Origin of the sequence: Paenibacillus radicis (ex Xue et al. 2023), from assembly GCF_024722015.1 — a bacterium.
Lineage (GTDB): Bacteria > Bacillota > Bacilli > Paenibacillales > NBRC-103111 > Paenibacillus_S.
In genome coordinates this window covers 51,161-76,212 of the sequence record NZ_JANQBD010000003.1, presented here as the reverse complement: position 1 = coordinate 76,212, position 25,052 = coordinate 51,161, and the positions used below count along the sequence as shown (strand labels likewise).

The window sequence follows — 25,052 nt, the reverse complement described above, 5'->3', positions numbered from 1 at the left end:
GAGGCTACTGAAAAGACCTCTAAATGAAAGTAAGGTACAGATTTTCTCAATTTATTTTTTGAGGAGACTGTACTTTTTCTTTATAATTAAGAGTAATACGTGCCATTTACATTGCTAATTTCAGATGGTTTGCAGCAGCATTCCTATCTCTGTAGTGAACTACAAACCACCTAAGAGGTGGATGCTTCTTGGGAGTTTACTGCCTCCAAGTTTACCCAAGCTTATAGGCTAGTTGTGTGTGACATTCAAGACAAGTTCATTCACATACAGCAAGGTCTTTCACTAATTGGCTACCTGCAAAGTTTTTAGGTGCAATTATCATTTTTCTGCCATGCCAGTTAGCCTTATATTCGAGCATCGAACAAACATGCTCCAAGATACTTCGGATATGGCTTTAGCTAATTTGTGACTCTGCATCATGTTCTTTACACGCAAGTCTTCCATAACGATCACTTAGTTATCGCTTATCATTTTGGTTGACGTTTTGTGCAAGAAGTCTTTTCGTTGATTCGCTATTTTTTCATGAAGTTTGGCAACCTTCAGCTTGCTTTATATCGGATATTGCTCCCTTTCTTAACAAGTCCTTTTGTAACATGGGTCAAATAATCCACAAAATTGAAGCCCGTGACCTGCTTGAATCCTCTGCTCAGCGTATAAGGATTCGTTGCTGCAGCCTGCGCGCATTCATCCAGCGACAGATCCTCACGATATCTTTCATTCACCAACCTGATGACCTGCTCAACTAGTTTTCACGAATATTTGTTCTGGATTGTCTGGATCTGCTCCAGGTAAGGAGCCATCACGTGCTGCTTTACCCATTTTTTTAAAATTGACGTCTCCTGCATGCTCAGCATGTCTTCCAGTAAATTTCCATTTGTAAGTAATGGATGCTGGTGGAAGCTTGATTCAATCAGCATATGCTAATGCCGTATAGGAGTTGGAACAGCGATTGGCGAACCGTCATCTCCCAATCCGCGCTGCCCTCCAACTCAGCGACGAAACGGTCGAGCTACACGTATAACTCCCGCTCCAGCCCAAGTCTCATCATCTGCAGCAGCTCCTTTTCCGCAGCAAAAGGATACTGAGCTGGATGGCGGGTGCTTTGTGCTGCTTCTTCCATATCAATAATTTGCCGACTCTCTTGCATATCCCGATACCGCGCTGCTTGCCGGGATTGCTCGAACAGTGTGGGAATTTCACCTGCATACTCCGTTAATTTCCCGATGACTTACATGAAGCCCCAGCACCCTAGATAAAGAACCGGTCAGCTCATTAGATTACTTCTTAAATTCGTTCGGTTTACCACCGTTGAATAATTATTATTCACTACTAGGTCTCCTCAGCTTCAATTCTATGTAAATTTCTTCTCTGACTTTTATTGTAGGTTAGTTATCCTTTCAGTGAATTCAATATCTTTATCATTTGTTTAAGTCATTAACAGAGATAGCTAAGCTATTGTCTGTCATTTTATCTATTAGACAAGAACAGACCGTCGATCCAACCTTATTTTTGCCATGTATCCTTTATATCACCTATGACGATACCAAGGCCATTCGTTCCGAGATATACACGTCCGTATACTCGCGGGTCACCTGTAATAGTTCGATTTACAGCACCAAACTGGTGTTCATCATCACTAATCTTTACCCAGGTTATTCCTTGATCATCTGATCTGAACGCGCCATATTCATCGTCTATTTTCCCATATACATAAAGTGCCATTATGTCCTGCCCTGGTGCTGCCTTACCAAACCCAACTGCGGCTGCCTCCTGCACATGTTCAAGCTTTGTAAAGCTGCTGCCTGAATCATTGGAATGAAAAAGGCCATACGTGCTGTCCGAGAGACTATTATCGCCTGCTGCAGCAATCCAAATATCGCCCTCGACTCCCGGCATCGCTTTAAAATTACTCGTTAAATGAGATGACAGCCCCACTGCAGACGATTTTGAAAAATAAGCTCCGCCGTCCACGCTGACGTAAAATTCTCCATTATGCATCCCGTAAAACTTAACTGGATTTACCCGATCCGAGGATATTCTAGCACCCGACGGTATTCCCTGGGATGCTGTCCATGTAGCGCCTAAATCTGTAGAAAAGCTAACCGGTCTGTTGATCCCTTCAGCACCTTCCGGACTCCACACGATGCGGGTGCTGTCAGCACCGACTGCAATTAAACCTCCGTTAGTGCGGTCGCCAGACAACGCTGTCCATGAGTTGGTCGCTGATTTCCATGTTTTCCCGTTGTCGGTCGAAACCCCCATTCTTGGCCCTTTCCCTTCGCCATCATGATTGCCAACTCGTACCACGATATCAGGGTTCAATTCGGCATAGTCGATATCTGTGCTGGTGCCCAAATAGGGATTCGTTATCATCTCTGGAGCTGAAGTTAGGTCTCCATGTCGGAATCCTCCAATATCCCCCATCGCGCTTAAAAGCTGCGCTCCTGAAGGAGGACTGACAAGTCCAAGCACTGCCGTTTCCTCGATGCCGTTGGCATATACGGAAATATCTATATGATGGTCTTGGTCAAGCTCCGTCAAGTTTTCGGACCCATACAAGGTGGCACCGGTTCCGTAAAGCAGCCGATCTGAATTGAATGGATCGATTTCTAGAGAACCAATCATCCATCCTAATTTCGGCGAAGTTTCCGGCAGCTGTTTTTTAACCCCCCAATCCAGCCAAGGCGAGATCGAATAATCGATTGAAAATTGATTGTGTCTACCGCTTTTTCCTCCTTCATCCATAGCCCAGAAGGATTTCCATGTAGCGCCACCGTCCAAGCTGCGATAGATGAAATCGTCCGGCCACCATTTATTCATCGTCGCTGCCATGACTGTGTCTGGATGCTGTGCATCTACAGTTATACCTCCATAGGGGTTGTCCGTGTTGCCTGTAGGACTGATATCAGTCCAAGCGCCAGTTGCCGTATTTAGCTTCCATACAGCTCCTTTACCGCCGTTATATGGACCTACGCCTTCGTTATACGTAATAAATAAGTTACCTGTGGATGCCAATACGCCGTGATGCGGCACAAAACCTTGATTCGGTTGGCCTGGAACAGCCTCCCATGTTTGGCCGCCATCCGCACTCCTATAAATACTTTGATTGGTGTCGGCAACGCCTGCATAAAGGACCTGAGTCGTTTCATCCGCTGTGCCGGTCGCAGGATCGAAGGTGACCCAAACAACACCTACCTTATCCTTATAATCATCTATGAAATTGCCTTTTGCCGTAAAGCTGTCGACCCTGCTCCATGTTTCGCCAAAATCAGCGCTTCTCCATAAGCCATTGCCGCTTCTTGCGCCAAAGTAAAGCACACTGTTGTTGTTAGGGTCAATCACAAGCCGCTCTCCCATAGAACGCCCTGGCATGTTACCGCCGAATTTAAACGGAAGCTCGGATCTCTTCCACGTATTTCCTTTATCCGTCGAGCGTAGAATAACGCCGTTCATATCAGTCCATTCGTTAGTGTAGGTTCCTGCGGCGATATACAAGCGATTGGGATCAACGGAATCGGTCGCCAAGCTTTCCACTCCAAGCATATTCCATTCCTTGGCGCTTACAAAATCCATCAGCTGCGTCCATGAACGGGTAGTCGGCTCCCACCGGTATGCCCCTCCTATGTCGGTGCGGGCATATATCAAATCTTTTTCCGTCTTATTAAAAATAATGCCCGGTATAAAACCGCCGCCTACCACCTTAGCCCGTCCCCAGCTGTAGGCCTCGCTTTTTATGCTGCTATTCTCCTGCTCGTACGATTCAGCCGAAACAAAGACAGCAAGTTGTACCGAGCTTATTATTATTGCTACAGCACATACCGCTCTAACCCACTTCAACATAGGTTTCCCTCCCGTATTTTCAATATCCGCACAGATTGGTTCAATCAATCCGGATCGATTTTAATTGCATTGCACCCTTCATTACCAAGTAAACATCATGCCTGCCGGTAAAAGCGGCTGTACTCGCAGTTACCGTCGTCCAAGCCTGAGCTCCACCGGTTGAAGGCACCACGCAGGTTCCCACAAGCTGCCCATCCTTGGAGCCAAGACGAAGCTCGATGCTGGCTTTCTTCCCTGCATTAGCTAGCCGCGCTTCAATTCTCGACGCTTCATTTCCAAATTCCACATCATAAAAGGCGATCCAGCCATCTCCATCACCATTATGAATACAGTTGCCGCCTTCCGTACATTCGTCTATTACCACGTTATCGTAATCATCATATAGAATTGCCGAAACAGGCTGTTGATTGAGCTTCCTGGGAGGGACAACTTCACCATCCACCTTCACAATCACCTGGTCCTCGATCCTCGTGGAGGTGCTTCCTATCATGATAGTATATAACCCATCTTCGACACAGTACTTTTCGCGAGTAACGTCCCAGAACGCCAGCTCAGCAGCAGGCAGCTCAAAGCTCACAATTTTACTCTGATCAGGCTTCAGGTGGATACGTGTGAACCCTTTTAATGTTTTAATCGGCCGCTTGACCCTTGATCGATTGGAGCGGACGTACAGCTGAACTACTTCATCTCCGGCTGTACGTCCAGTGTTCTTGATTTGAATGGAGACCGTCAGCTTCCCCGCTGTATCGATTCGCTCCCTATTTATTCGTAAATCGCTATAGCTGAAGCTTGTATAGCTTAACCCATGCCCGAACGGATACTGCACTTCATCTTCAAAATATTGGTAAGTCCGGTTTCCTTTAATAATGTCATAATCCATCAAATCCGGAAGCTGATCTGCCGAACGATACCACGTCATACTTAATCGCCCTGCAGGGTTATACTCGCCGAATATAACATCGGCCATTGCGTTTCCCAGCTCCTGACCTGCATGGGAGGAATAAATAATCCCTGGCACGTGCTCACTGGCCCACTCCAGCGCATACGGATAACTCCCGATAATAACAACAATGATGTTGGAATTCGCCTTGGCAACCTCACGAATGAGTTTTTCCTGATCGGGTGGGAGCACGATATCCTGACGATCCACACACTCCTTGCCGTTAATAAACGGACAATTTCCTACGAAAACAATCGCCGTATCTGACGAGGCTGCCGCTGCTACCGCCTGTTCAATGCCATCCTCTACGACCTCAACCACGAATTGGTGTCTAGCTTCGTTTGCTTCATCGCTGCACACCATAAGCTTAGCTTCTGTATCAATGCCAACAAGCCTGCCATCCCAAGACTTAATCGACACCATACCATCGGCCCCATTTTCCATGCCAAAGGCTTCTTTAACGAACCAGCCGCGGGTTTCCAAGGCAGATGCCGACAATGTAAGGTCTGACTCAGTAACAAACCTATCATTGCTCAGTGCCTTCAAGGTCGTGCTGCCCCAGCCCCAATCCATACGGACGAATGTTTCCGCCACAGAAGCATCAGTTCCTGTAGCATGCAGCAACCCATTGTTTGCCTTATCAATTCCTACATAAAGCCCTGTAGCTGCTGAGCGAAGCCGAATCCGGTCAGCCCCATCGTGATAGCTAACTTCGCAGCTGTCCAGCTTTTGCCCAATTCCTTGAAGCGGAGTGATTCGATAGGCAGGCGTACCGCTGTACCAATCGGTATAAGCTACGGAAGCCAGCGGTCCAAGCACGCTTATTTTGCCCAGCTTCTCTTTTTGCAGAGGCAATGCTCCATCATTTTTGAGCAGCACAATCGACTCGCGCGCTGCCTGAAGCGATATCTCTGCATGTTCAGCCGAACAAAGTCTTGACTCCGGCACAGAGGCGTAAGGATTGCGCTCAGCATCGAACTCGCCGAGCCGAATCCGGACCCTGAACGTGTTTTTAAGTGCTCGATCCAAATCGCTTTGCGCAAGCATGCCTTGCTCGATTGCATCGCGCAAAGCCCGGAGAGAAATATCCTGATCATCCGTTATACTGTCTATTCCACTCTTAACAGACCTTGCAACAGCTTCGGCATACGAAGCTAAATAACGGTGATCATCGACTGTACCCAGTACATCTCCGGCATCACTGACGACAAATCCATCCATCCCCCACTCTCCCTTGACAATCCGATTCATATCGAGATTCAGATTGCAGGGTGTCCCGTTTACGGAATTGTACGCGCTCATCATCGACTGAGCGCCTCCTTCGCGAAACGCTGGCTCGAACGCTTTTAAATAATACTCTCGCATATTGCGCGGATCGATGCTGGCAGAGCATTCCCCACGATGTATTTCGTTGTTATTACCGAGAAAGTGCTTTAAGGTAGCGGCCGTTTTCAAATAAAAAGAATCGTCCCCCTGCATACCCTTAACCAGCTCCGTCGAAAGCCTTCCGGTCAAATAGGGGTCTTCCCCATAAGCTTCCTCCGTGCGTCCCCACCGGGGATCCCTCTCCATATCTACGGTTGGGGCCCATATCGTAAGGCCGTTCAGAGCAGGGTCCTTCTGATAATAAACCCTCGCCTCGTCCCCAATAGCGGCACCGATCTTATGCATCAAGTCCGGATTCCATGTGCAGGAAAGTCCGATATTCTGAGGAAACACGGTTGCCTCCCCGAGCCAAGCCACACCATGCGCTCCCTCGGTGCCGTGCTTGTATTTATTAATGCCGAGCCGTGGTATATCTGCTTGATATTGACACATTAATTGAATCTTCTCTTCCAGCGTCAACCGTGAAACCAGATCTTCAACTCGCTCATTCAGCGGCAAATCAGCATTTTGGAAAGGATATAGCTTTTTGTTTTCCATATTTATTTCACCTCATGTCTAATGTTTGGCAGGCCTGATTTAAGCATAACAAAGCAAAGGAGCCACGCTAATGACTCCTCTATTTGTACAACCACGCTGCTTATTTGGCCAAAATGCTCCCCGCGTTATCGTTCCAGAAAATGCCTTCCTTCCAGTTCTTTGTGAAGAGAGCAAACTTTACAATATATTTACCGCTGACAGTTGGTGTGTAAATATACCTAACCGATAAGCTGCCGTTCTCTTCGATCACTTGTCCGTCGAATACCTTCTGATCTATTTTTTGACCATTCAAATGAATTTCTATGTTGACTACCGCGCTGGAAATCGATGCGCCGTCCACACTCTTTATTTTGCCGATAATCTCCACAGGTTCCCCGACTGAGACCTCTTTCGGCTTGATAACCAAGCTGCTCGTAAATTGAGGATGCTTCGGACCCTCCTCCATCTTCAGCGTTACCTCTTGGTTAACCCCCTTCGGGAAAAATTCAAACGTTACTTTCGTTTCTGTGCCCGGCTTTAAGTTTTCCAAAAATCCACTCTTCAGGATAAGGTCGTTCCCTTCCGTAGCAAAATCATCGTTGTATCTTAAATACCCTTTGGCCCATTCCTCTTTAACCGGAGCTCCCGTAGAGGTAACTGCCTTTACGGTTGCCAGCGCTGTACCGTTGAATTCGATCGGAAATTTTACATCCTCCGCTGCGCCAATCGCTGTCGCATCCGTCTTCGAGAAGGATGGCTGTGCATACTGGATTAAAGGCATTGTCTGCTCAACTCCGCCCGAGAAATGGAACTTAAGCTCCGCATTGACTCCCAATTTCTTCGACTTTATGAGCTGGGATAACATGCTTTTCTTAAACGTGATCTCTGACTTCTGTTGATCAAATGTATAATCCGTTCCACTAATTAGATTGCTGGTTCCGGTATAAATTCCCTCGACCGTATTTCCATTTAGCTCTAGCTTGGCCGTATAATCCTCTAACGGCTTATCATCAGCGAAATAGGCCTCACCAGGGAATATAAACGAATTCCGTATGCCTTTAGCTCCAGATACTATGGTTTTGACCGCTTGTTCAAAGCGCCAGGTATGGCTTTTTCGGTCCAAGTTATCGTTTCCATTGTCCCAGTATATTGGCGCAAAGCCATACTTGTAAGACAGCTGCATCATGTAGTCATAGTAGTATTGCTTCGAATGCTCATACACTTGACCTACAGTTCCAAACTCCCCCATTATGACGGGAACTCCATTTCTTACAAATTTGTCGTATACGGGTCGGAAGGCTTTATCCATTTCCTTCTTGTCATCATCCGTGCCCCAAGTCGTGCGTCCCCACCAATTGCTCACAAAGTCCCACGGCGAGTAATAGTGGAAGGTGGCAATTATGTATCTGTCCTGAGGTATAACCAGATGATCGACTGCCATTTCGCTGTTGTCTCCCTCGGCACCGATGACCAGAAGCCGCTTGTTATTGTATCCTCCGGAATTACGCATGGTTTTAACCATCCTAAAGTTCATCACATTCAGCTCTTCAGGGGTCAGATGGTTTCTTCTGCCCGGATTGTCGGGATCATCCGGCGTTAAATTATTTCCCTGAAATTCTCCTCTATCCGGTTCGTTCAGCACCTCGAACATCAGCTTCTCACTCTTGAATCTGAATCGGCTTGAGATTTGAGCCCACACCTTTTCCAATTTGTCCATATTGTTATTGAAATTATCGGTAAACATGCCGGTAGTCGGATCTACGGCCATTTGTGTAGCCCACATATAGTTGTCATGATGGACGTTAATCATTACGTACAGATCGCGTTTGAGCGCCCAATCTACAACCGTTTCCACACGATTTAGCCATGCGGGATCAATCGGATAGTCGGGGCCGGAACCGATATAAGCGTCCCACGTAATCGGAATCCTCACGCTTTTGAACCCGATTTTCACAACATCGTCAAAGGTCGATTCTTCTACCGGCGGGTTGTTCCAGGAGCCTTCCCCTCCGGTTGCATCCAGCGTATTGCCCAGATTCCAGCCGGGGGCCATATCGCGAACTGCATTGGCCGGATTCATCGCCTTGAACGAATTCACATCGATATTTTTGACGTATGGAGAAGGCTCGGGGGTTTCTGCATAGCCTGCAGTGCTTAATGGCATAAGCATCATTCCCGAGAGAGCCAGCAAAGCAAGCGGCTTAAAGGCCATTTTCCTCATTTCAGTCGTCCTCCTTTGGTTGAATATGAGAATGCGGCGGGTAAGCCGCCGCATCCAATTGCAAACGAATCTCATTTGGTATAGATTCGATGCATCAATACAGCCGTTTCCGCTCTCGTTATGGACGCATTCGGATACAATCTGCCGTTGCTGCCCTGAACCAGCCCTGCGCTGCTAAGCGCAGCAATACTAGCTTGGGCGTATTCTCTAACGTCTGCTTGATCATCGTAGGAATTAGGCTCTAGCGTGACGCCTTCCATGGTCAAGCGACCAACCACTTGCATAGCCCTAGCCGTAATGACCATCATATCCTGGCGGCTGATCTCCTCATCCGGCGCGAACATATTGCCGCCAATCCCAGTTGTAATTCCCAGCTTCTTCGCTGCACCTACTGCCTGTGCATAATAAGCCGATTCCGACACATCCGAAAAGCTGGAGTCTGCTTTTGCCGTCAAACTCAATGTACGCGCCAGCAGTGCGATAAAAGCGCCTCGGGTCAGCTTACCTTCGGGACTGAACGTTGTATCCGAGGCGCCATTAATTACCCCCTTGGAGGCAAGCAGCTCAATTTGCTTTTGCGCCCAGCCATAACCATTCAAATCTTCAAAGGTTTTTTGTGCGAAAGATACTGCATACTTGCTGAAGTGAGTCGTAACAAAGCTGATTTTTCCGGCAGTACGCTCATAGCGTCCGCTTGGCACTCCAACAACCTCACCGTCATCGGCAATGTGTACAATGACCATGTTCTCGAACTGGTCGAGCTCCGCTGAGGTCGGTGAATAGCTAAGCGAGATACGTACAGGAGCGTCCGGATTGTTCCAAGGCACGATGCTATCCCCAACTCGAAGAGAGACATCGTACACCGGCCGATTTCCTATAAGAGCTGCTGCTTCTGCGCTTAACGCCGTTGTATCGACTTGGTTCAATGTAATTCTCACTGTTTCTGCACCGTTGAGCATAGATGCAACAAGCATATTGCCAGGTAAGGAAACGGAACCTACCGGAGTGATAATTTCAATTGTTTTATCATTTTCGGCTGATGTTAGAGCTTGCGTTGGCAATTCAACACCGTATCCGCGAGCTTCTTTAGCTTCAGGGACCGATATGGCTACCGTCTTATTCCAGCCATCCATGATTCCGGTTTGAGCCAATGCCTGAGTAATGGTATCCATGCCTACGCTTAGGATGGATAAATCTCCCTGCAGCTGTGGACTGCTGGTTGCTTCAATCTTGTAAATCCCTTGCGTACCATTGGTCAAAATTTGATCTAGCGGAGGCAGCACAGGGGGAGCGATCGGCACTGTAGGCCGAGAGCTAATTACAGGCACATCTGAGATAAGAAGGCCTAAAGTGCCAGGTGCTGGTATAATTATTCCAGAATTGTTATAAAACCTGTACAAATGTGCCTGAGGCCTCATTTCAATGCCTTCTACAGTTCCAAATACGTATTTTTGTTCATCTTCTGAATCTAGATCCTGTTGATCCCATTGCGTTACATTCAATTCAACTCTAGACGAGTCCGTATAAATACCTGTAACTTTGGTCGGCATAGTCAGTTTTTTACCAACGTATATGGGAACTTCCGTTACTTCAAAGCCTGATAATTCATGTCTCGCATTATCGGAAATCCATATATCGCTTATCCAAAACTTTACCGGAGTAGTTCCGTTTCTGCTTGACTGAGCCATCTGAAAATCAGAGATGTTCTTAACATCCAGCTTGTCACTAATCAGGTCTTTTAGCGGTATGGATACAGGATGCCAAAACGTGTCGGGGTAATTGTTGAACGTAATGGTATTGGTCGTCGTTTTACCGTCTACAGTACTGGAAAGGCCAATGTTGAATTCCTCTCCTCCTGAATCCCCCTTTATATTGAAATTCAATACGCCATGCTCCAGAGCATTGCTTAAATCATAAGATCTAGTGTCCTTTTCATCTGCCCCCTGATGACCCAGGAATGGAATCGTAGCTCCCCAGCCTGCCCACTTCGGTGACGGTAAGCCTCTGTAAGCATTGATGAGATAAGAAGGCAATCCATTATAAGTCACTGTGGTGTCGAACGGCAGCGTTGCCCCCTCACCTTCTTTTCTTACAACGCCATTCTTGTCTTCTATGACGAAATGTCCCCATGCATAGGAACTACTGTTGATATCCTTGCCTCTGAAAATACTGAGACCCACGTGGTCGGCATCCGGTGATGTCCATGACATGACGTATACAGTTGCTTTAATCGGCAAGTCGATTCCTTCTATTTTACCGGAAAACTCGAAGCTTCCCTCTGACTCGTAGTTTGAAGCCGGAAACGTATTCCATGTGATCTTGTGATCCGATGTGGACCCGTCACTGTATACAATGGTTCCTGTGTTTGGTATGACAGGAGCTTCACTTGCTAAAGTGTAAATGTTGATCGGCATTAGGCTCATTGGCGTACGTACAATGATGGTGGCTGTTACAGTACCAAGTGCGGTCGTTCCATTCACATGAAACGCAAGCGCACCGTCAGCGTATTTGACTGGAGCAATGGTCTCCCATGCTGTAACAGCAGTTGCTTCACCTACTCCATCCTCGAACAGCGCTGTTACAATGGACGGCAATACTGGCGCAGTTCGCGCATAGGTCTTCAATGTTACATCCCTGAAGCCTTTGAAACGATGCGGCATATTTGCCTTCTTAACCTTAACGTCTGCCTTGACTGGGTACCCTCCATCCGCTAAGCTGCCTTTTACCGCTATGTTGCCTACCTCATAAAAGTCACTGGAAATCAAGTTCCAGTTTATTTTCATGAATCGGGTCGCTTGGCTTTGAAATAGGGCGTTAACGCCTGTTGGCAGAGATGGATCCACATAAGCCACAGTCGATTCGCTTACAGCCGGAGTGCTTATTAACGTGTCCGAAGTAACGTGCATATCGTTCAGCCAAAATTCCATAGCTGAGGCCGAATTGTTCGAAATTTTGATTTGCTGTACTCTCTCCATGCTAAAACTCTTCGGGAGTACAAATGATTTCAATGGGATCGACACATGCGTCCATTCATTAGTTGCCTCGATCAGCATATCATCCGAGGATACTTGGTCGTCAGCATCGTATAAGCCAAGCTTGAACGATTCTCCGCCTTTTTTACCCTTAATATTAAATTCGAGGCTGCCGTAATTCATGTAAGGCCTAAACGAAGGATAATTCTTCACCCAGTTAGGGTCATTCAAAAACTGTACTCCCCAATAGCCGCTGCTTCCTGTTACCTTGACATTGTGGGAGCCTAGCCCGTTGTAAGTAACCGCTGTATCAAACGGAACCTCTCTCAACGAAAATCCGTTGCCGGCATAAGGGCTAGCCACAATACTGGCTGAAGCTTTAAACACAATGATATCGGCAGGACCATCTACACCCACGTCAATTACTACAGTTGCTTTGGGGACACCGCTGGCTTCTTGAACCGCATTAGGGTTTACCATTCCGATTACCTTGAACCCCTTCGGCCCCTCGTAATATTCCTTTGAAGCAATATCGCTCCAGCTGACGTTGATCTCCTCTTGCGAGCCGTCGAGGAAATTTGCAATTACAGTCGCAGGCATCACCGGAGCAGTCTTCTCACTTGTTGACACTGCAGGAATTGTGCTAAATGCTGCGAAGGTATGCGGCTGCCCGTTGGTCACCACTACCTTAATTGAAGGCTGCAGCTGGACTCCCTTCACCGTCCCCTTTACCGTGAATATGATGCCGGCTGACGCATATTGCGATTCAGCAATGCTGCTCCATGTCACATTCAACTGCTGCGTGCTTCCGTCGCTGAGTACAGCAGTCACAGCAGCTGGCAGACTTGGCGCGATGCCTTCCGTCGTAGTAACATTTGCTATGCTGTAATTCATTACATAGGTTGGTGTAAACTTCATATCACTAACCCGAACCTGCTCTACCGCACCGTTGTTATAGTCGAAAATCCCAACTTGCCTAACCTTTGAAATATCAAAGCTAGTTTGTTTTATTGTAGTTGGACTGCCAATTGAAGCTACAGTCGTGCATGTATTATCAGCAGGAATATCGGAAGCCGTTAGTTTGCTTAATGGAATGGTGTAATGCTCCCACTGGCCCGTTATTGGTATTTCGCATCGGCCCGATTCCGCATTAGTTGCGTTATCCACTGCGTTCAAAGCAATTACTAAAGTCTTACCGACTGTCTTGCCTTTAAAATCAAATTCGAGCGCACCTTTAGCAGCATAGCTGGTAAGATTCCAGTTGTCCCCAAAGGTATTGCTTTTCAAAAATTTCATGTTCCAATTGCTGCCGGCCGCCGCTCTTTGCAAATTATAGGAAGGCGTTGCCCCATTGGGTGTATCCGTTGTATCAAAAAGAGTCGGATTTAAATTGTTTAAAATCTCATAACCCGCCCTTTTGTCGTTGAACACCGAGAGCGTTTGTTGGATGACATTGACTGTAATGGAAACAGGTTGTGCCGTCACACCGCTGGCGATTTGAGCAGGGGTTGGGGCCGTCGTTCCCGCAACTGTAAATGTCGCTGGCGCCGAAGCGTACTGCGCAGGAAGGACTGCACTCCAATTTACGGCAACATCCTCCTTCGAAAGATCCAGGAAGCTCGCTGATATGACAGCAGGCAAGCTCGGCGCAACGTTCACATTGGCTGTGACTGGCGCGAGTGCAGCAAAGTTTGTAAATGTATGCGGCTGTCCGTTCGTAACCGTAATCGTTGCTTTAGGCTGAATCTGAATTCCCTTAACAGTACCTTGAACCGTAAAGGATTTGCCTATTGTATCATATTGCGACGGTGTGATAGCGCCCCATGCTACATTCAATGTTGTCGGAGTTCCATTGCTGTACACCGCCGATAAGACGGACGGCAGCACAGGAGCAACCCCTGGCAGTGTAGCAAAATTCAATGCTTGATAACCCGAAACAAAAGTAGGGGTAAACTGCATATTGCTGATCCACAGCTGTTCTGCGCTTCCAGTATCGCTGAATATGCCAACTTGTCTAACCTTGGAAATATCGAAATTGGCTTGTTTAGTGGTGGTTTGATTCCCCACCCCAGTAACTGAAGTACACGTAGTATCAGCAGGAATAGCAGAAGCATTAAATTTGCTTAAAGGAATGACATAATGCACCCATTGATCCGTAAGTGTAAGCTCGCATCGTGCCGATTCCGCATTTGAACCATTATCAACGGAATTCAAAGCAAATTTGATAGTCTCACCAGGATTCTTGCCTTTTAAATCAAATTCGAGAGCTCCGCTTGTGACATAATTGGATAAATCCCAATTGTTGCCCGTCGTATTGCTTTTAAGAAACTTCATCGTCCAGTATGCCACGGAATTTCTTTGCACCTTATAGGAAGGGGTCACACCATCTGGACTTTGCGAGGTGTCAAAAGGAACCACCCCTGATGCCAGCGCAATATTGCTAGGATTTTCAGCACCAGCGCGGCTGTCTTTAAAAACCGTATAAGCTGTCGAGGCCGCTACATTGACCGTTACAGTTATCGGTTGAGCTGTCGCTCCGTTTGCTATTTGAGCTGCTGTTGGATTGGTTGTCCCAGAAGCAGTGAAGCTCGACACAGCTGCATATTTGGAAGCGTTGATTGGGCTCCAGCTGACAGCGATATCTTCTTTAACGTTGTCCTGAAAATTTGCTTTAACCGTTGCTGGCAATGTTGGTGCAACGCCTACAGTCGTAGCAATGGCTGAAAGTGTATCATAGCTGGTAAACGTATGCGGCAGTCCGCTACTCACCGTTACCGTTGCCGTTGGCTGGAGCTGAGCACTGCTCACAGTTCCTGTTAGGGTAATGGGACCAGCTGACGCATATTGGGAAGGTGACAGATTCCATGTAACTGGAAGCAATTGTGAGGTACCGTCGCTATAGACCGCATTTACTACCGAAGGCAGTGTTGGCGGCGTTCCCGCTGGAGTTGTCGCAGTCACTGGGCTGTAGCTGACTACATAAGCTGGCGCAAATTTCATATCGCTAACCCAGATTTTTCCTAACGAGCTGCTGTAATCAAAAAAACCAATTTGTCTGACTTGGGCAAAGGTTTGATCGAAGCTGGCCTGCACAGCAGTTGTATAAGTACCTCCTACCGCTGAACAAGCCGCTGCACTTGCAGCATTATTGTTTTTAAAATTGTTTAATGGTATTGAAATATGAGTCCATTGCACTGTTATGGTTATTTTACATCTGGATGATTCCTGGTTTGACGCACCTAATGCCGAGGCTTTATTCAATGCGACCTCGACCGTCTCACCGCCTACATTCCCTTTAATATCAAAATCAAGACTTCCTGTAGAGGCAAAGCTTGACAAATCGTAATAATCTGTACCTGAATAATTATTTTTCAACCATTTTAAGTTTACTGTTCCTGCGCCACTCCGTTCAATTTGATACGCATAGGTTATCCCATTAACCGTTTGAGTCGTATCAATTGGGGCTATGTTGAAGCCATTTGGGCCAAAGACTGTTCCTTTGATATTAGTTGGGATTTCATAAGCTGTGCGGGAGTTTTTAAATACGGTTACTTCGCTGGCAGCCTCTGCCACGGTTGGATTGATAAAGTCAAACACATTCAAGCATGAAAAGACGAGCAGTATTACAAGCAAACTCGAGATCGAGCGTCGCCATCGGCTTTTTTGAACAATCATGAATAAGCATCCTCCTTATGTAACGGGTTTTCCAAATCATTATTTTTGTAGCGCTTTCACAACTATAGTAACATGCTGCAAATGGCAGAAGTACATGACAAATTAGTGCTGTTTTCAGGCAAAATTTTTACTTTCCGAGGATCATAACCCCTTTTGCAGGCAGGATGGTGGCTCCGCTGATGATTTTGCCGCCAATTAATTCAAAGGCTTGCTCCGCTCCTACATCTACAGTGACAGGAGAATCATTATGATTGAGCAGAAAGGTATACGTCTTGCCATCCTTCTCCCGCTCTGATATTTCCACACCCGCAGGTGCATTCAGCAGCGGCGCGATCCCCTTTGCTTCGCACAGGTTTGCTAGCAAATCCTCCAGGAATTGAGGCTCAGGGCTGGAAGCTATATACCATGCCTCTCCTTCGCCAAAGCGGTTAACCGTTACAACAGGTCTTCCCTTGTAAAAGTCAGAACCGTACGAGGCAACGATTTCCGCACCCTCGCTATGAATCAAATCGCACAGCAGCCAACAGTCATACATGCCCTTCAGACTGCCCCGGTCTTGATTAAGTACAATTTGGTTGCTTTGTTCCGGAAGCAGCGCATCGATTTCCTCCGCCCATATGCCGAGCACCTTGCGCAGCTCACCAGGATAACCGCCGACAGTGACTATATCGTTCTCATTCACAATACCGCTAAAAAATGTAGTGACATAAGTGCCGCCACACCGCACAAATTGCTCAATCTTGGCCGCATAGCCCGGTTTGACCATGTATAATACAGGGGCAATCACGATATCATAGGGAGCGAGCTCCTCCTCCACACTGATCATATCCACTTGGATGTTCATCCGGTAGAGCGCATCGTAGTAGTGGTGCACCTCATCCGTATACTTGAGTGCCACGCTAGGACCACTCGACAGCTCGACAGCCCATCGGTTTTCCCAATCATAGACGATAGCAACTTTGGCATTCACTCGTGAGTCCAAGAGCTTCTCGCCCATCACCTGCAGCTCGCGTCCCAGCTCTGCGCATTCGCGGAACACACGGGTATGCTCATGTCCAACATGCTCAATGAGCGCGCCGTGATACTTCTCGCAGGCGCCAATCGAACGGCGCAGCTGGAAAAACATAACGGTGTCCGCTCCGTGCGCAATGGCCTGATAGCTCCACAGCCGCATGACACCGGGACGCTTGAGCGAAGTGTAAGCCTGCCAATTTTGCTGGCTTGGCGTTTGTTCCATTAACATAAACGGCTGGCCGCTCTTCAACCCCCGCATCAGATCATGCACCATAGCGGTGTAGCTGGGAGGGGTATCGAGCGATGGGTAATTATCCCACGATACTACGTCCAAATGCTTGGCCCACTGAAAGTAATCCAACTCAGGGTAGGTTCCCATCAAATTCGTCGTAATTTGAATGTGCGGCGTGTGCTGCTTAAGCTGCTCATACTCGATCTTATAGCATTCCAGCAGACTCTCTGATTGAAATCGTCGGTAATCGAGGGAGATCCCTTGGAAGTTAGTGCGGTTTCCCATCCATTCTTCACTTAACGCATTCGGTACAACGATCTCCTCCCAATCGTAAAAGGTATGGCCCCAGAATGCGGTATACCATACTTTATTCAACCGCTGTAGCGTGCCATAGCGCTGCTTCAGCCATAAACGGAATGAAGCTGCACAATTATTGCAGTAACAATATCCGCCATATTCATTAGAAATATGCCATGCCGCAAGACCGGGATGATCTTTGTAACGCTCACCCAATTTGGCGGCCATAGCTCCAGCATACTTACGATATGTCGGGCTGTTCGGACATGAATTGTGGCGGCCGCCAAATCGACGTTTACGGCCTTCATAATCAACACGCAAAATGTCTGGATATTTCAACGCCATCCAGGCGGGATGCGCTCCTGTCGAAGTAGCCAAGCACACATAAACTCCTTCTCGGTAAAGACGATCTATAATTGTATCGAGCCATTCCAAACGGTAAGTCTCCTCATCCGGCTGGCTTAATGCCCATGAAAACACGTTGATTGTCGCTACGTCAACCCCAGCCAGGCGAAACATCCGAAGATCTTCCTGCATCGTCTGCTCGTCCCACTGCTCAGGGTTATAGTCGCCTCCATACCATATTTTCGGTATTCTGGGATGAAGCATAGAGTACCCTTCTTTCGTCTTTTATTTCTGCCACACGAAGTATAGCCCTATTCGTAAGGAAAGAGGGTCCGTTACATGCGGACCCGATTTTAACGATTGGTTTATTCGTTCCAAAGCTTGACCTTATCCTGCAGGAGCTTGGTAAATTCCTCTTCCATTTTGTGTACGCCAGCCTTCTCCAAATCCTTTTGGAACGCATCCCACACCGCGTCAAACTGTTCGGGCTTAGCCAAAATCATCTCCGGCACCCGTTTTTTGAAAAGGTCGGAAAGCCGTTTGGAGAGTACATCCGCTTCCGATCCGGTGACTAGATTAGTCTGCCATGCAGCGCCGTAAGGTCTTACAGGAAATTCGGACTCCTTCGGAAACAAATCAATCCACATGTCTGCGTTATAGTGCTTCAATGTTTCTTTTTCAACGTCGATGTAGTCAAGCTTGATCTGCTCCTTGCTCGTAGTCGAGTAGGAATTGCCCGTTGAATCCATTACACCGTTTCCTGCAATTGGAAAAGGATATCCGTAGTTGCCGATTCCGCTCTTCTTGGCATATAATGGGTCATTTGCGCGTTTATCCTTGTCTTCCTTGGTCATGACGCGTTTACCGTTTTCAACCGTGTAATTGATACCTTCGATGCCCCAAGAACGAAGAACCATACCTTCCTCCGATGCCAAATAGTCAAGAAACTTGATAATTCGAACCGGATCCTTGGCCGATTTTGTAATGCCGACTCCCCATCCGGTCAGATAACCGGCACTATGTGTGGAGTGATCCTTGTACTGCTCGTTCAGTGTGACAGGGAAATTGGAGTAGGTACGTTCCGGTTTGCCCGATTGGCGAAGCACCTTTTGCGCCTCGTCATAATCCCACTTTTGGTCAATCAGGCCGAGTACGCGGCCGGTTCCGACTTTAGATTTGTATTGATCATACTTTTGAATAAAGCTTTCCGGATCGAGCAGCCCGATCGCATTCATATGGTTCAACCAGCGATAATATTCCTTTTCTTCCGGACGAGTGTGGTGGTATGTAGCCTTGAAGGTTTTGGGATCCACATACCATTCGCCGTCATCCGGCCCGCCTGTAGCTGCCAGAGCCGGATTCGTCACCCCGATTTGCAGACGCCAATCATCCGCAATTAAAGATAATCCTATCGTAGGCTTGCCGTCTATGGTCGGGTATTTATCCTTATACGCCTTGATGGCGTTTTCAAAATCATAAACTGTCTTGATTTTCGGATATCCGAGCTCTTTCAGCACTGCATATTGAAGATGAAAGGTACCGCTAACGTCCAACTGTCTGTCGTCAACCGCGCTGGATCCAAGAAAATAAATGGATTTGTCACTGCTGCTCCAGCGCATCCGTTTCATATTGCTCTCTCCGTACAATTTCTTCAAATTAGGGGCGTACTTGTCAATCAGCGGCGTCAGATCAAGCATGGCTCCCGCATCGACAAGCATTGAGCCATCGGCTTTGGGATAGATAAGATCTGGATATTCGTTGCTCGCTACTATGAGTGATATCTTTTGTCTCGGGTCGCCGACGGGACTTTCCGGCTTCAAGGTGACGCCTGTTTTTTGTTGAATCATTTTACCGATAGGACTCTCCATGTTATCCCAAATAGCGGCATTGCCATCCTCGTTAAAAAACGAAACTGCAATGGGAGCTGTATCGCTTTGGGACTCTTTATCAGACGTTGCCAAACCCTTGTTATCACAAGCTGACAGTATGACCATGGTTAAAGCAAGTATTGGGATGATTGTATTTACAGCCTTCGTTTTCATAGTTACTTTGAGCGCCTCCCTTTGCAAAATACTAATTTAATCCTACATCAAGCCTTCACGGCTCCAAGCGTCATTCCCTTAACAAAATATTTTTGCAAAAACGGATACACAACCAGGATTGGAAAAGTGACCACCATCGTGATTGCCATTTTCATTGATTCAGGTGAGACTGCATTAAACCTCGCCATATCCTGTCCACGGTATGCATTATCATTGCCTGAGCCCGACGAGGTGCTTTGCAATATTTTTTGAAGCTCAAACTGCAGAGTCGTCAATTGGGGTTTGGAGCTGTTGAACAAATAATTGTCAAACCACGCATTCCACTGCCCCACCGCAATGAACAAGGAAATCGTAGCAATTACAGGAAGACAAAGCGGAAGTATGATTCGGATAAATATTGTAAAATCATTAGCCCCGTCAATCTTGGCTGATTCCTGCAGCGAGTAAGGAAGGCCATCGATATAAGATCGAATGACAAACACGTTCCAGACGCTTAGCAAACCAGGGATAATGTATACCCAGAAGGTATTAAGCAAATGCAGTTCACGAATGAGCATATAGCCTGGAATTAATCCGCCTTGCACGTACATCGTCAGAGCAAACATCGTTGTAAACAGCTTGCGCGCTCTAAAATGTCTTTGAGTCAGCACAAAAGCAACCATGGATGCGCTGAGCACTCCTACCAACGTGCCAATGACCGTTCGAAGCACCGAATTTTGAAAGGCGGTCAGCAGATTATCAAACCGAAACAGCGCCATGTAGTTATCCAGTGTAAACTGGCGGGGCCAAATGTAAATGCCGCCTCGTACCGTGTCTGTTGAGTCGTTGAACGAAATAGCCAATACATTCAAAAACGGATATAATGTTACAACGGCGACCACAATCATGAGCAACATGTTGCTTATGTCAAAAATAATATCACTACTGCTGCGTCTGACTCCTGCGACTGTTTTATCCATAACTCTTCACTCCTTACAAGATGCTCTCTTTGGTGAATTTCTTGTAGATCCCGTTGGCGGTCACCACCAGAATTACGCTCACCACGGAATTAAACATACCGACCGCCGTACCAAAGGAGTAGCGATTCATGCCTATTCCATAGTTCAGGGCGTAAAGATCCAGCACTTGGGAGTACTCCGCAACAATTGGATTTCCGAGCAAAAACTGCTTTTCGAATCCGATGCTGATAAGCGATCCGATCGATAAAATGAGCAACACCATAAAGGTTGAGCGGATGCCAGGCAACGTAATATTCCACATGCGCTGCAATCTCCCCGCACCGTCAACGGTCGCCGCTTCGTACAGCTCGGGATCAATGCCCGCAATGGCGGCTAAAAAAATAATCGTATGCCAGCCGGTTTCCTTCCAAGCATCGGACGCGGTAACAATGGTCCAAAACAAATTTCCTTTTGCCATAAACTGAATGGGTTGATCCACTAAATTCATACCCAGCAGCAATTGATTAACAATACCGCCGTCAGTAGAAAGCATTTTTGTTGCAATACCAGCAACGACTACCCAGGAGACAAAATGCGGTAAGTAGGAAATGGTCTGAATGGAGCGCTTGAACAGCTGGTTTTTCAGCTCATTCAGCAGTAGGGCAAACACGATAGGCAAAGTAAAGCCTACGACCAGCCCCATCACACTCATAACCAGTGTGTTGCGTAAAACGAGATAAAACTGATCATCTGTAAACAACTGTACGAAGTTGCTTAATCCTACCCACTCTTGGTCCAAAATAAAACGTCCCGGCTTATAATTCTGAAATGCCATCAGCCATCCCCAAATTGGAATATAGCTGAAAATAATAACCCATAAGACAAATGGCACCGACATGTAGTACAAAAAACGCTGCTGCCAGAGATCGCTCCAAAAGCGGCTTCTCACCGTTTGGGCCGACCGTTGGCGAATGCTCGTTTCTGTCGGGATTGTATTCATATTCTCCCTCCTCTTCTGTTCTAATACCATGATACAAAAGAGAAAGGAACGTAAAAACCCTATAAATTTATAAAGAATTCATGTCAAAATAAGCGCTTTCAGTTCATTCCTCCAGCATCGTCCGGAGATGGCTTCGTTGTCTTCACTTTATAATAGGAGGGCGATACGCCGGAATACCTTTTAAACTTCGTATGAAAATAATCGACATTGGCATACCCTATCCGTTCGGCGACCTGATGGACCTTCAAGCCTTGCCCCAGCAATTCGGTAGCCTTTTCAATTCGGATCTTGTCTAAATACGTATGAAAAGGTTCTCCTGTATATTTACGAAACATTTTGCCCAGATAGCCGCTGTTGTAGTTGAACATTTCAGCAAGTGTCTCCAGCTTTAGATTGTCGCTGTAATGATTTTGGACAAAATCGAGTATTTGCTTCAGCACGGGCTCATTGCTGGCGCTGCACATACTTTCTGTCACTTGAAGCAGGCGCGATCTAACCTCACGTAGCAGGCCAGCATAGTTGGCTTGCTTATATAAATCGGCTGTCAAGGACATGCAGCTCTGAACGGCAAGGTAGGCTTCGTTGTTGCGCATGGACAGCTTGTTGAGCACAAGGGAAATAAGCTGCGCCCAATTTGTTTTCATAGTAAGCTCAGTTGTATCGTTTGATAGGAACGCTTTGGATGCCTGCTCTAATACAAGCTCCACTCCGCTTATTTTGCCGATATCCATTGCATAATACAGCTTATCCGCCAGCTGTTTGAGATCCGTTGCCACTTGGTTCTCTTCATTCTCAGCCAGTATGGCAGGCAAATCATGCATAGTAAATACTTGTTCCCCGTCGCACAGAAACTTATGCTTCATTACTTCCCTCGCTTGGCTTAAGGAGTCGGCCAACTGCTCGACTCGCTTCACCACTTGCCCTGCGACAGCAAAGCAGCTAAGCTGCAGGCTGTTCATCTGCTCTTTGATTTGCCGATAGAGCTCGCTTGAAGCTTGGCGGTTAGTAACCGTTTGCTTTATAATGACTCCGATCCAAGGCTCTGCTGCAAACACATATCCCTGTTTATCGCTCTCAAATAACTCCACCAGCTTGCCCCTTGCTTCCGCAAACCTCCAAGCGTCATCTTTGTATGAAGCGGTCACATCGACCAATATCACCTGATAGGACTTCCAAGAAAGCAGGCCTGCAGCTAATGAGCGGCTCTGCCCTCCCTCGACTGCCGGCTTGCGGCTTTGCAGCAGGGACTGAATATACTCCTCTCGCTGTTTCAAGGTATTGCTACCCAACGCGGATTGCTTATGAAGAAGGGCATGAATGCGCTGCAGATGCTCGGCAAATTCCCTCTCGTCCACCGGCTTTAAAATATATCCGTCCACTCCCTGTGTCAGTGCCTGTTGAGCATATGTGAAGTCGGCATAACCGCTTAAAATAAGAAAATGACAGTGGTCATCCGTTTTTCGTATTTCCTCAATGAGCTCCAGCCCATCCATGCCGGGCATTCGTATATCAACGACAAGCAGATCCGGAGCCAGCTCCTGATGGCGTTGCAGTGCCTCACGGGCATTCTTGGCATCCGCAATTATGGTAAACCCGCACTCTTCCCAAGGAATAATAGTTTTTAACCCGTTGCGAATCATCGATTCGTCATCAACAATTATGGCTTTATACATGCAAGCTTCCCCCTATCGGTATACTGAAAAAAATACGGGTGCCGCTGCCTGGCTCACTGTAAATGTGCAGGCCATAATTTTCCCCGTAAGTAAGAATGAGCCGTTGATGAACGTTTCGTAAACCGATGCGGTGCTCCTTCCGTTCCTCCGTGTCCTGTAAAGATTCTATTATCTGCTGCATTTTTTTGTGGCTTATGCCAATACCGTTATCTGTTACTTCTATATGTAGATGTTCCTCCACGAGCATTGCCTTCACGCAAACGATCCCTCCCTCTTCCATGCCCTCCAGACCATGAATGACCGCATTTTCCACCAGAGGCTGCACGATTAACGGCGGGATGAGTATTTGCCTGCAGGCCGGGTCTATCGCAAGGTCATAAGCTAATCGATCCTCAAACCTAAAGGTTTGAATATCTAAGTAGTATTGGGAAATTTCAATTTCATCCTTCAGCAAGATGTCGTTTCCATTTATACCTAAATTTTTACGAAGAAGCATACCCAAGGACTTAACCGTCACAGCAATCTCCTGCTCACCGTGCATATGTGCTTTCATTCGAACCGATTCCAGTGCATTAAACAGGAAATGAGGGTTAATTTGACTGGCCAGCATCTTGAGCTTAATTTCCTTCTGGCGAAGCTGGAGCTCGCTTTTTTGCCGGTTTGATTCATTGACTTCCTCCATCAGCTGCCTGATGCTGGACACCATATTGTTAAACTGCTTGGCAAGTAAACCAATTTCGTCATTTCCACCGATTGAAGTGGTTACGTGCAAGTTCCCCAGAGTAACCTTGTTCAAATCCTTGTTCAACCGCAGCAAACGATCAACCAAAAATCGCGAGGAAGCATAAATAAGCACTAAAGCAATAACAAGACTGATGGAAATAATGAGAAACCCTAGTATACTGATCTGATTGGCACTTCTAACAATACTCTCTACAGAAAAAACAGACACGATGTTCAGCTTAGTGATGCTTCCTTCCGGGACCAGCTCCTCGATCATAACTTTGGATGGCTTCCCATCTACCTTATCGTCATAAATCCCCTTTTTACGATCTAGAATTGCTTGGCCATAATCTATATCCCGCAAATTTTTGCCGACCCTCTCTGTATTTTTCGCTGCAATAATATAACCATTGGTATCATAAATCATGGTGTCAAACAGCTCTTGACTTACGATATCATTTAGTGCCTGCGGATTAACGTCCACCACCAGCACACCGCTTGTCTGGTATTCCAAGAAATCAGCCCTTCGTATAAGACTCAAATAAGATTGATTAGATTTGGTTTCATCTTCGATATAATACCAACTGGCCGTGGTCTGCTTCTTGCTCATAGCTTCTTTGTACCAAAAGGAACTAATGATATTCAAGTTAGGCTGCAGAAAATACCAATTATCCAGGATGGTCGGATTCCGTGTATAAAATCGGATATTATAAACTTCCTTGTACAACCGTGTGTAATCCAAAAAATCGTTATAGTCCCGATAAGCCATCATCAAATCATATGTATTTTCATACTGCGTGTTTACTAGCTTTTTCAGCCGGGGATCAATTAGCAGCTTATTGGATATATCCATGGGCATCCGCAATGTATCGGAAAGTCTCTTTTTTATGATATTGACACTGTTTACCGTTTGCTGGATGGCCTCCTTAATCATGGTCTGCCGAAATGAGACCGTCAAAAATACCCCCACCAGAATGACAGGGATAAAGACAACAAAAATGAAGGAGATAATCATCTTTCTCTGAATACGAGTATCATTTATGCGCTGCTGAGCTTGATCCAGCCACCTTAACCATTTCATAGATGTGCCTCCAGATGTTCAACATTTGTCCCCGCTTCGACATGCTTCGACGGTAAATGTAACCCTATTATAGTCGAGTTAATCAAAAAGCAACACCGTTATTTAAGTAAAATAGGCTGATTAGCCACTCTTTGGAGCCACCTTTTGCAAGTTAACA

11 protein-coding genes and 1 pseudogene are annotated in these 25,052 nt (G+C 46.7%); all 12 read right to left on the bottom strand.

The annotated features are described in order from the left end of the window. Positions 1-283: 283 nt before the first annotated feature. Positions 284-546, bottom strand: a pseudogene (locus NV381_RS05135) (RNA-guided endonuclease TnpB family protein); the annotation flags it as partial. Positions 547-1,009: 463 nt separating this feature from the next. Continuing rightward, a complete protein-coding gene (locus NV381_RS05125) occupies positions 1,010-1,147 on the bottom strand; it encodes a hypothetical protein (RefSeq protein WP_258212201.1) in 138 nt (45 codons plus the stop codon). Between the two features lie 356 nt (positions 1,148-1,503). Then, on the bottom strand, positions 1,504-3,840 hold the full coding sequence (locus NV381_RS05120; RefSeq protein ID WP_258212200.1) for a WD40/YVTN/BNR-like repeat-containing protein: 2,337 nt from the start codon (positions 3,838-3,840) through the stop codon (positions 1,504-1,506). 40 nt (positions 3,841-3,880) lie between these two features. Beyond that, positions 3,881-6,703, bottom strand: a complete 2,823-nt coding sequence (locus tag NV381_RS05115; protein WP_258212199.1) for a glycoside hydrolase family 3 protein — start codon at positions 6,701-6,703, stop codon at positions 3,881-3,883. Between the two features lie 100 nt (positions 6,704-6,803). After that, complete coding sequence (locus NV381_RS05110; RefSeq protein WP_258212198.1) at positions 6,804-8,903, bottom strand: cellulase family glycosylhydrolase; 2,100 nt, start codon at positions 8,901-8,903, stop codon at positions 6,804-6,806. Between the two features lie 71 nt (positions 8,904-8,974). Then, positions 8,975-15,550, bottom strand: coding sequence for an Ig-like domain-containing protein (locus NV381_RS05105; protein ID WP_258212197.1), 6,576 nt, complete (start codon positions 15,548-15,550; stop codon positions 8,975-8,977). A gap of 127 nt (positions 15,551-15,677) precedes the next feature. Beyond that, complete coding sequence (locus NV381_RS05100) at positions 15,678-17,702, bottom strand: beta-galactosidase (protein WP_258212196.1); 2,025 nt, start codon at positions 17,700-17,702, stop codon at positions 15,678-15,680. 101 nt (positions 17,703-17,803) lie between these two features. Next, positions 17,804-19,480: an ABC transporter substrate-binding protein gene (locus NV381_RS05095; RefSeq protein WP_258212195.1), complete on the bottom strand. Its 1,677-nt coding sequence runs from the start codon at positions 19,478-19,480 to the stop codon at positions 17,804-17,806. A gap of 47 nt (positions 19,481-19,527) precedes the next feature. Then, the gene (locus tag NV381_RS05090; protein ID WP_258212194.1) at positions 19,528-20,439 is read right to left on the bottom strand and encodes a carbohydrate ABC transporter permease; all 912 of its coding nucleotides are present in this window, start codon (positions 20,437-20,439) and stop codon (positions 19,528-19,530) included. 13 nt (positions 20,440-20,452) lie between these two features. Beyond that, complete coding sequence (locus tag NV381_RS05085) at positions 20,453-21,418, bottom strand: ABC transporter permease (RefSeq protein WP_258212193.1); 966 nt, start codon at positions 21,416-21,418, stop codon at positions 20,453-20,455. A 98-nt stretch (positions 21,419-21,516) separates the two neighbouring features. Continuing rightward, positions 21,517-23,091 carry a response regulator transcription factor gene (locus NV381_RS05080; RefSeq protein WP_258212192.1) on the bottom strand — a complete coding sequence of 525 codons (1,575 nt, stop codon included), beginning with the start codon at positions 23,089-23,091 and terminating at the stop codon, positions 21,517-21,519. Then, a complete protein-coding gene (locus NV381_RS05075) occupies positions 23,084-24,895 on the bottom strand; it encodes a sensor histidine kinase (RefSeq protein ID WP_258212191.1) in 1,812 nt (603 codons plus the stop codon). Before NV381_RS05075 ends, NV381_RS05080 begins: the two co-directional genes overlap by 8 nt. Positions 24,896-25,052: the final 157 nt, after the last annotated feature.

Excerpts from the sequence above, each read along its gene's own strand:
- NV381_RS05125 (WP_258212201.1), bottom strand. The coding sequence starts at position 1,147 with ATGCAAGAGAGTCGGCAAATTATTGATATGGAAGAAGCAGCACAAAGC.
- NV381_RS05120 (WP_258212200.1), bottom strand. The coding sequence starts at position 3,840 with ATGTTGAAGTGGGTTAGAGCGGTATGTGCTGTAGCAATAATAATAAGC.
- NV381_RS05115 (WP_258212199.1), bottom strand. The coding sequence starts at position 6,703 with ATGGAAAACAAAAAGCTATATCCTTTCCAAAATGCTGATTTGCCGCTG.
- NV381_RS05110 (WP_258212198.1), bottom strand. The coding sequence starts at position 8,903 with ATGAGGAAAATGGCCTTTAAGCCGCTTGCTTTGCTGGCTCTCTCGGGA.
- NV381_RS05105 (WP_258212197.1), bottom strand. The coding sequence starts at position 15,550 with ATGATTGTTCAAAAAAGCCGATGGCGACGCTCGATCTCGAGTTTGCTT.
- NV381_RS05100 (WP_258212196.1), bottom strand. The coding sequence starts at position 17,702 with ATGCTTCATCCCAGAATACCGAAAATATGGTATGGAGGCGACTATAAC.
- NV381_RS05095 (WP_258212195.1), bottom strand. The coding sequence starts at position 19,480 with ATGAAAACGAAGGCTGTAAATACAATCATCCCAATACTTGCTTTAACC.
- NV381_RS05090 (WP_258212194.1), bottom strand. The coding sequence starts at position 20,439 with ATGGATAAAACAGTCGCAGGAGTCAGACGCAGCAGTAGTGATATTATT.
- NV381_RS05085 (WP_258212193.1), bottom strand. The coding sequence starts at position 21,418 with ATGAATACAATCCCGACAGAAACGAGCATTCGCCAACGGTCGGCCCAA.
- NV381_RS05080 (WP_258212192.1), bottom strand. The coding sequence starts at position 23,091 with ATGTATAAAGCCATAATTGTTGATGACGAATCGATGATTCGCAACGGG.
- NV381_RS05075 (WP_258212191.1), bottom strand. The coding sequence starts at position 24,895 with ATGAAATGGTTAAGGTGGCTGGATCAAGCTCAGCAGCGCATAAATGAT.